6 protein-coding genes are annotated in these 8,389 nt (G+C 72.3%); 1 reads left to right on the top strand and 5 read right to left on the bottom strand.

Going from position 1 to position 8,389, the window contains the following annotated elements; genetic code table 11:
- Nucleotides 1-436: 436 nt before the first annotated feature.
- Nucleotides 437-3,013: a collagenase gene (locus ACIQOV_RS15400; protein ID WP_401048800.1), complete on the top strand. Its 2,577-nt coding sequence runs from the start codon at nucleotides 437-439 to the stop codon at nucleotides 3,011-3,013.
- Nucleotides 3,014-3,162: 149 nt separating this feature from the next.
- On the opposite strand, the gene ACIQOV_RS15395 is transcribed toward ACIQOV_RS15400, so the two are convergent.
- From ACIQOV_RS15395 to ACIQOV_RS15375, 5 genes are all read right to left on the bottom strand, one after another.
- On the bottom strand, nucleotides 3,163-3,807 hold the full coding sequence (locus ACIQOV_RS15395; protein ID WP_401048798.1) for a LuxR C-terminal-related transcriptional regulator: 645 nt from the start codon (nucleotides 3,805-3,807) through the stop codon (nucleotides 3,163-3,165).
- A complete protein-coding gene (locus tag ACIQOV_RS15390; RefSeq protein ID WP_401048796.1) occupies nucleotides 3,795-4,229 on the bottom strand; it encodes a sensor histidine kinase in 435 nt (144 codons plus the stop codon). The genes ACIQOV_RS15395 and ACIQOV_RS15390 overlap by 13 nt, the downstream gene beginning before the upstream one ends.
- Nucleotides 4,230-5,017: 788 nt before the next feature.
- Nucleotides 5,018-5,563, bottom strand: coding sequence for a SigE family RNA polymerase sigma factor (locus ACIQOV_RS15385; RefSeq protein WP_359905665.1), 546 nt, complete (start codon nucleotides 5,561-5,563; stop codon nucleotides 5,018-5,020).
- A gap of 290 nt (nucleotides 5,564-5,853) precedes the next feature.
- Complete coding sequence (locus ACIQOV_RS15380; protein WP_401048794.1) at nucleotides 5,854-7,011, bottom strand: aspartate-semialdehyde dehydrogenase; 1,158 nt, start codon at nucleotides 7,009-7,011, stop codon at nucleotides 5,854-5,856.
- A gap of 46 nt (nucleotides 7,012-7,057) precedes the next feature.
- Complete coding sequence (locus ACIQOV_RS15375) at nucleotides 7,058-8,338, bottom strand: aspartate kinase (protein WP_359905659.1); 1,281 nt, start codon at nucleotides 8,336-8,338, stop codon at nucleotides 7,058-7,060.
- Nucleotides 8,339-8,389: the final 51 nt, after the last annotated feature.

Here is an 8,389-nt window from a genome sequence, read left to right as displayed (position 1 = left end):
GGTGGAGGGACCTGCGACCCGCCCCGCACCGAGGTGGGCCGGTCACGGCCGTGGCCGTGGTGATCACGGCCCGCGGCCCGGCGGCAGCGGCGGTGGATCGTGGACGGCCCCCTGGCCCCGGTCCGCGCTTACGGGCGGGGGCGGAGATCGGCCACTCCGGGTCGCCCGCCGGCCCGTGCGGCCTCGGGCAAATCTCCCGACTCGTGACCCGACGGGCCTCCGGCGCCCGTGCGCCGCGCCGCCCCGGGCCCCCAACCGTCGCAGGTCAGCCACATATCGGGGCGGGGTGGGCGCGAGGTGGCTGAAAATTGTGTGCCATATAAACTGTGACATTGTTCTGATGGCCGGTCAGTGACAGGATCCACGCCAATCTCCTCATCTCCTTCACTCAGTCCGACCCCACGTCGGGCTGCCCCCACTCGAAGAAGGACTCGGCGTGCTCCTGCGCACAAGACTCTCCACGCTCGCGGCCGGCGTCGTCGCCTGTTGTGCCACGGCCACCGCCGTGCTGCCGGCCCAGGCCTTCGCGGCTCCCGCCGCCGTCACCGCCACCCCGGCCCTGACCGCGGCCGCCCCGAACGCACCCGCCGCACCCGCCGCGCCCATCGCCGGCGCGACGGCGGGCTCCGAGGAGCCCGCCGCGCCCGCGGCCCCGCTGCCCCCGGCGCTGATCGGCGAGCGACTCATGGGCGGGCCGGCCACAACGGCCGCCGCGGCCGCGACGGCCGCCCCCGTCGGCCCCAAGTCCCCTGCCCCGCAGGCCATTTCCGGCGCGGACGCGGCCGCTGCCGCCGCGCAGGCCTGCACCCCGGCCGACTTCGCCGCCCGCACCGGGGCCGACCTGGTCGCGTTCATCAAGAGCTCGACCCCGGAGTGCATCCGGGGGCTGTACAGCAGCGGTGGCGCCGACCCGAGCATCTTCCGGCAGTCCCGGATGCTGTCCGTCGCGGCCGCGTTCAAGGACCTGGCGGCCGGCTACACCGGCGACAACTCGACCGGCATCCAGCAGCTGGCGCTCTACCTGCAGGTGGGCTACTACATCCAGTTCTACTACCCCGACGCGGCCGGCCCGTACACCGGCGAGCTCACCACCGCTGTCAGGGCCGCCCTGGACGCGTTCTTCGCCGGGGCCCGCTGGCACGACGTCACCGAGGGCAACGGCATCGTGCTCAGGGACGTCGTGTGGCTCACCGACAGCGCCAACGTCCAGGCCGGCTACCTGGGCGTCTACAAGCGGATACTGGACGACTACAACAACTCCTACAACGCGGTCCCGAAGATGGTCGGCGCGGTCAACTCCGTGCTGCAGTACCCGCTCTGGCGGGGCAACTCGAACCAGGACTTCGTCAAGGCGGTCGCCGCCGACCCGAGCCTCGCCGTCTCCCTCGCCGACTTCGCGATCAACCACAAGGACCTGATCGGCGGGCCCAACGAGGTCCTCGACACCAACGCGGGCAACGACCTGGCCCGGATGGCCGGGAGCAGCCCCGCCGTCGAGGCCCTGGTCAAGCCGCTGGTCAGGAAGGTGCTGGACGCCGCGCCGCTGCTGACGCCGGCGGCGCCGCTGTACGTGCACACGGCCGTCCAGGCCGCGTACTACAACAGCGGTCAGTGCTCGTACTACGACATCTGCAACCTGCCCGCCAAGCTCACCTCGGTGGTCCTGCCGCACCAGTTGGTCTGCGACAACCGGACCATCCAGGCCCAGGCACTGTCGGCCGAGGAACTGGCCACCGTCTGCGCCAGCCTGCGCAACCAGGACGCCTTCTTCCACGGCGTGGTCAAGGACAACGGGCCGATCCCGAACCAGTACGCCAGGAACGTCACCTTCGGGATCTTCGCCAACAAGACCGACTACACCACCTACTCGTGGGCGATCTTCGGCAACGACACCGACAACGGCGGCCAGACCGTCATGGACGCGACCGACCCGAACAAGCTGGCCGCGACCGTGATGTACCAGAAGACCTGGAACAACAACGACCCGGCCCGGGTGTGGAACCTCAACCACGAGTACACCCACTACCTCGACAGCATTTACGACCTGAAGGGCAACTACCCCACCCAGATGTCCGTCCCGGACATCTGGTGGGTCGAGGGCCTCGCCGAGTACGTCTCGCACAGCTACCGCGGCGCCACCGACACCGACGCGATGGCCCAGGCCGCCAAGCACACCTACAAGCTCAGCACCCTCTTCCAGAGCACCCCCGGCAACTCGGACTCGACCCGCGTCTACCCGTGGGGCTACCTGGCCACCCGGTACATGGTGGAGAAGCACCCGGCCGACGTCCAGGCCATGCTGGCCCGGTTCCGCGTCGGTGACTACCGCGGCGGCTACGCGGTCTACAACAGCCTCGGCACCTCCTACGACGCCGACTTCGACGCCTGGCTCGACGCCTGTGCCGGCGGCGCCTGCTACAACCCCGGCCCGACCTCCCTGTTCGACACCTCGGTGAACGGCGCGACCGTCAGCGTGAACGACCGGTCGGTGCAGACCGGCTCCGGCCGGATCACCGCCTGGCACTGGACCTTCGGCGACGGCACCTCCTCGGACGAGCGCAACCCGAGCCACACCTACGCGGCGGCCGGCAGCTACACCGTCGCCCTGACCACCACCGACGACACCGGCCGGATCTCCACCACCCCGGCCACCGTCACCGTGACCGCCGCCCCGGTCGTCCTGCCGGCCTGCACCGAGCAGCGCGCCGACGCGATGGGCCGGAACTGCTCCCGCGGCGGCCGCGCCGCGACCGCCGGCAACCTCGACTACCTGTACGTCTACCTGCCGGCCGGAACGACCACGCTGAAGGTCACCACCTCCGGCGGCACCGGCACCGCGCACCTCTACTACAACGCGGACACCTGGGCCTCGCCGAAGGCCTTCACCGCCTCCTCCACCGGCACCGGCACCACCCAGTCCCTCACCGTCACCAACCCCACCGCCGGCTACCGCTACCTCAGCCTGTACGCCGTCACCGACTTCAGCGGCGTCACGGTCAGCACCCAGTTCTGACCCCGACCCACACACCTGAGCGGAGCGCTCGGCCGGGCTTCCCGGCCGGGCGTTCCGCGTGGGCGTTCCGGATGGGCGATCCACCGGGCCGACGGGCGGGGCGGCGTGCGGGACGGCGTGCGGGCCGACCGGCCGGGCGTGCGGGCTCCTCAGCGGCGGCTGAGGTAGGTGAGGACGGCGAGGACGCGGCGGTGGCCGCTGTCGGCCGGCGAGAGGCCGAGCTTGGCGAAGATGTGGCCGATGTGCTTGTGGACGGCGTTGTCGGTGATGACGAGCCGGGTGGCGATGGTGGTGTTGTCCTTTCCTTCGGCCATCAGGGCGAGGACTTCGCGTTCGCGCGGCGTGAGGGCGGCGATCGGGTCGCGGGCGGGCCGGGTGAGGAGCTGGCCGATCACCTCGGGGTCCATGACGGTGCCGCCGGCGGCGACCCGCCGCAGTGCGTCGGTGAACTCGCTCACCCGGCTCACCCGGTCCTTGAGGAGGTAGCCGACGCCGCCGCGGCCGTCGGAGATCAGCTCGCCGGCGTACTGCTGCTCGACGTACTGGGAGAGGACGAGCACGGGCAGGCCGGGGTGCAGGCGGCGGGCGCGGATCGCGGCGTGGATGCCTTCGTCGCGGAAGCCGGGCGGCAGCCGTACGTCGACGATGGCGACGTCCGGGCGGTGTTCGGTGACGGCGGCGACGAAGCCGGGGGCGTCCGGGGTGATCGCGGCGACCTCGAAGCCCTTGGCGGTCAGCAGGAGTTCCAGCCCGTTGGCCAGCAGGACGTTGTCCTCGGCGATCACGACGCGCACGGCAGGCTCACGGTGATCGTGGTCGGGCCGCCGCCGGGGCTGTGGAGGTGGACGGTGCCGTCGAGCGCCAGGACGCGGTGGCGGATTCCGGTGATGCCGGTGCCCAGCGTCTCGTCGGCGCCGCCGACGCCGTCGTCGGTGACCTCGATCGCCAGCCGGTCGCCGTCGCGTGCGACGCGGACGGCGGTCCGGGTGGCCCGGCTGTGCTTGGCGGCGTTGGTGAGCGCCTCGGCGATCGTGAAGTAGGCGACGGCCTCGACCGCGGCGGGGACGGTGTCGAGGTCGCCGGAGCCACCGGAGCCGATGTCGAGGGTGGTGTCGATCGCCGATCGGGACGCCAGCGCGGTCAGCGCCCCGGCGAGGCCGCGGTCGGCGAGGATCGGCGGGTAGATCGTCCGGATCACCGCCCTCAGCTCCGCCATGGCCTCCTCGGTGTTCTCGTGCGCCTCTGACGGTGAACGAGCCGTAGATCCGCCCGTCGCCGTCGGCCGTGCCGACCTGCGCGACGCCTTCGCCGAGGTCCGTCCGGGTGCAGAGCGGGACGATGCCGCCGTCGCCGGCCCCGGAGGTCCCGGAGGGCGCGACGCCACCGTCGGTTTGCGTCAGCCCGCCGCCGGGGGTGTGCAGGGCCGAGGCCGTACCGGTCGGCGAGGTGGCGGCGCCGGTGCCGCCCGCGCCCGTCTGCGTGGCCGCCGCGGTGCCGCCGGCGGTACCGGCGGCACCGCTGGGGGACGCGGCGGCCGGGCTCTTGGCGTCGGCCGAGCCGGGACCGCCGGAGAGCCCGAGGTGCTCCCCCTCGTGCAGGACGGGCAGGCCGATCGCGACGGCGAAGGCGAGTGCGGCCGCCCCGGTCCAGGCGCCGCGCCGGGCGGCCCGGCGGCGGGGCACGGCCCGCCGGATCCGCGGCAGCCCGCCCACGGCGGGCTGGATACCGGAGACGGCGCCGTGCAGCCGCTCGCGCAGCGCCCGTTCGTCGGCGGAGAGGTCCAGGAGCTCCGGGACCTCACCCGCGGGGCCGTTCACACCGGGCTTCCCGGCCGCGTTCGGACTGGACGCGAGCGGACCCGGTGCGTTCGGACTCGGTGCGCGCGTACCCGGCGACTTCGACTCGGGCGCCGTCGACTCGGACGCGTGCGGCTCGGGCGCCGTCGGCTCGGGCGCGTGCGGCCCGGACGCCCCGTCGACCGGTCGCCGACGGCCGTCGTCCGCCTCAGCCATGTCCGGCCTCCATCTGGACGCGGAGGGCGGCGAGTCCGCGGGAGCCGTAGGCCTTCACCGAGCCGAGCGAGATGCCCAGGGTCTCGGCGACCTGCGCCTCCGTCATGTCCACGAAGTAACGCAGCACCAGAACCTCCCGCTGACGGCGTTGCAGACCACGCAGCGCGGCCTTCAACTGGTCGCGCTCCAGGGCATCGTAGGCACCTTCTTCTGCACTGGCCATGTCAGGCATGGGCTTCGGCAGCAGTCGCAGCCCGAGGATGCGGCGGCGCAGCGTGGAGCGGGACAGGTTGACGACCGTCTGCCGCAGGTAGGCCAGGGTCTTCTCGGGCTCGCGCACCCTGCGCCGGGCGGCGTGCACCCGGATGAACGCCTCCTGGACGACGTCCTCGCACGTCGAGAGGTCGTCCAGGAGCAGTGCCGCGAGCCGCAGCAACGAGCGGTAGTGCGCCTGGTAGGTCTCGGTGAGCAGGTCCTCGCTGGTACCCGCGTCGGTACCGGCGCCGGAGTCCGCCGCACCGCGTGCGGCCGCCGTCATCTGGTCTTCTTCCGGCCTACTCGCAGGCCACGGGGCGCGCGACGGGAAGGGCACCGCGGCTCTCGCCGGTATGCCCGCCCTTGCCCCCACCATCACGTTCGCCACGCACGTTGGACACTCGATCCCCTGTCATGGTTGCCCGGCTCGGGGCCCATTCTTCCGCATCGGCGGAAGAGGCCTCCAGGGGATTCCCCCGGGATTCCGGACAGATTGTGTCGAGGAGCGAACACAGGTATGGACACAGCTGTGGACACAAGCGGGCACTTCGGAACGCGCGAGGGCCCCGGGACCTAGTACTCCGGCTTCTCCGGCCCCGTCGGCCCCGTCGGCTCAGCCGTCGCCGCCACGTCCAACTCCGCGTCCAACTCCGCGTCCGGCTCCGCGTCCACCGGCTCGCCCGCCGTCAGTTCCGCCGCCACCAGCTCGGCCAGCTGCACCAGGTTGAGCGCCGACCCCTTGCGCAGGTTGTCCCCGCACAGGAAGAGGTCCAGCGCGTCCGGCTCGTCCAGCGCCCGCCGGACCCTCCCGACCCAGACCGGGTCCGTCCCGACCACGTCGTTCGGCGTGGGGAACTCGCCGGCCGCCGGGTCGTCGTAGAGCACCACGCCGGGCGCGTCCCGCAGGATGTCCTGCGCGTGCTCCTGGGTGACCTCGCGTTCGAACCGCGCGTGCACGGCCAGCGCGTGGGTGCGGACGACCGGGATGTGGACGCAGGTCGCCGAGACCTTCAGGGCGGGCAGGCCGAGGACCTTGCGGGACTCGTCGCGGATGCCCGTCTCCTGGGCGGACCAGCCGCCCTCGCGCAGCCCGCCGGTCCAGGGCACCGCGTTGAGCACCAGCGGGGCGGCGAACGGCCCCTGATCGGCGATCAGCGCGCGCAGGTCACCGGTCTGCCGGCCGACGGCGGCACCCGCCACCAGCCCGGTCTGCGCGCGCAGCGTCGCCTCGCCGTCGCGGCCCTCGCCGTCGGCGGCCTGGTAGGAGGCGACCACGAGCTGCGCCAGCCCGTACTCGGCGTGCAGCGCCCCCACCGCGGCGATCATCGCGAGGGCGGTAGCGGCCGGACTGGCGACGATGCCGCGCGGACGGATCCGCAGCGCGGCCGCGTTGACCTCCGGGACGACCAGCGGCACGTCCTCGGCGGTGCGGAAGACGGCCGAGCCGTCGATCACCACGACGCCCTTGGCCGCCGCGATCGGCGCCCACTGCGCCGAGACCGGGTCGGGGACGGCGAACACCGCCACGTCGATGCCCGCGAAGGCCTCCTCGGCCAGCGGGACGACCTCGACGGCCTCCCCGCGCACCACCGCCTTGCGGCCGGCCGAGCGCGGGGAGGCGACGAGTCGGATCTCGCCCCAGACGTCCTGGCGGAGGGAGAGCAGCCCGAGCAGCACCTCGCCGACCGCGCCGGTGGCGCCGACGACGGCGAGGTTCGGACGCCGGGTCATCGCCCGGCGCCCGGGCAGGACCCGGTGACCCGGCCCCGCGTCCGGGTCATCGCCCGGTGCCGCCGTAGACGACGGCCTCGTCGCTCTCGCTGTCCAGGCCGAAGGCGCTGTGGACGGCGCGGACGGCCTCCGGCACGTCGTCGGCGCGGGTGACCACCGAGATGCGGATCTCCGAGGTGGAGATCAGCTCGATGTTGACGCCCGCGGCGGACAGCGCCTCGAAGAAGGTCGCCGTGACGCCCGGGTTGGAGCGCATGCCGGCGCCGACCAGCGAGATCTTGCCGATCGCGTCGTCGTAGCGCAGCGACTCGTAGCCGATGCCCGCCTTGACCCGGCCCAGCGCGTCGATGGCCTTCTGGCCCTCGGTCTTGGGCAGGGTGAAGGAGATGTCGGTCAGGCCGGTCGACGCGGCGGAGACGTTCTGCACCACCATGTCGATGTTGACCTCGGCGTCGGCGATGGCGCGGAAGATGCGCGCCGCCTCGCCCGGCTTGTCGGGCACGCCGACGACGGTGACCTTGGCCTCGGAGGTGTCGTGGGCGACTCCGGAGATGATGGCCTGCTCCATCTCGCCCCCTTCGGGCTTGTTCGGGTTGTCGTTGCTGACGATCGTCCCGGGAAGACCCGAGAAGGACGAGCGTACGTGAATCGGGATGTTGTAGCGACGGGCGTACTCGACACACCGATCGAGCAGCACCTTGGAACCCGACGAGGCCAGCTCCAGCATGTCCTCGTAGGCGATCCAGTCGATCTTGCGGGCCTTCTTCACCACGCGCGGGTCGGCGGTGAACACGCCGTCCACGTCGGTGTAGATCTCGCAGACCTCGGCGCTGAGCGCGGCGGCGAGCGCCACGGCGGTGGTGTCCGAGCCGCCCCGGCCCAGCGTGGTGATGTCCTTGCTGGTCTGGGAGACGCCCTGGAAACCGGCCACGATCGCGATGTTGCCCTCGTCCAGGGCGGTGCGGATGCGGCCGGGCGTCACGTCGATGATGCGCGCCTTGTTGTGGACGGAGTCGGTGATGACACCGGCCTGGCTGCCCGTGAAGGACTGTGCCTCGTGCCCCAGGGATTTGATCGCCATGGCCAGCAGCGCCATGGAGATGCGCTCTCCAGCGGTCAGCAGCATGTCGAACTCACGGCCGGCAGGCAGCGGTGACACCTGCTCCGCGAGTTCGATGAGCTCGTCCGTCGTGTCGCCCATCGCGGACACCACGACGACGACCTCATGGCCGGCCTTCTTGGTGTCAACGATCCGGCGGGCCACGCGCTTGATGCCTTCGGCATCCGCAACGGATGAGCCGCCGTACTTCTGCACGACAAGGCCCACGTGCGCTCCTCGACTCGAAGTCTTTTCCGGGGGCTCCGGGCCCCCGTACCC

It is taken from the genome of Kitasatospora sp. NPDC091257 (assembly GCF_044757675.1).
GTDB lineage: Bacteria > Actinomycetota > Actinomycetes > Streptomycetales > Streptomycetaceae > Kitasatospora > Kitasatospora lactacystinica.
The sequence above is the reverse complement of the archived record's forward strand: the minus strand, read 5'-3'. Positions and strand labels throughout refer to the sequence as shown.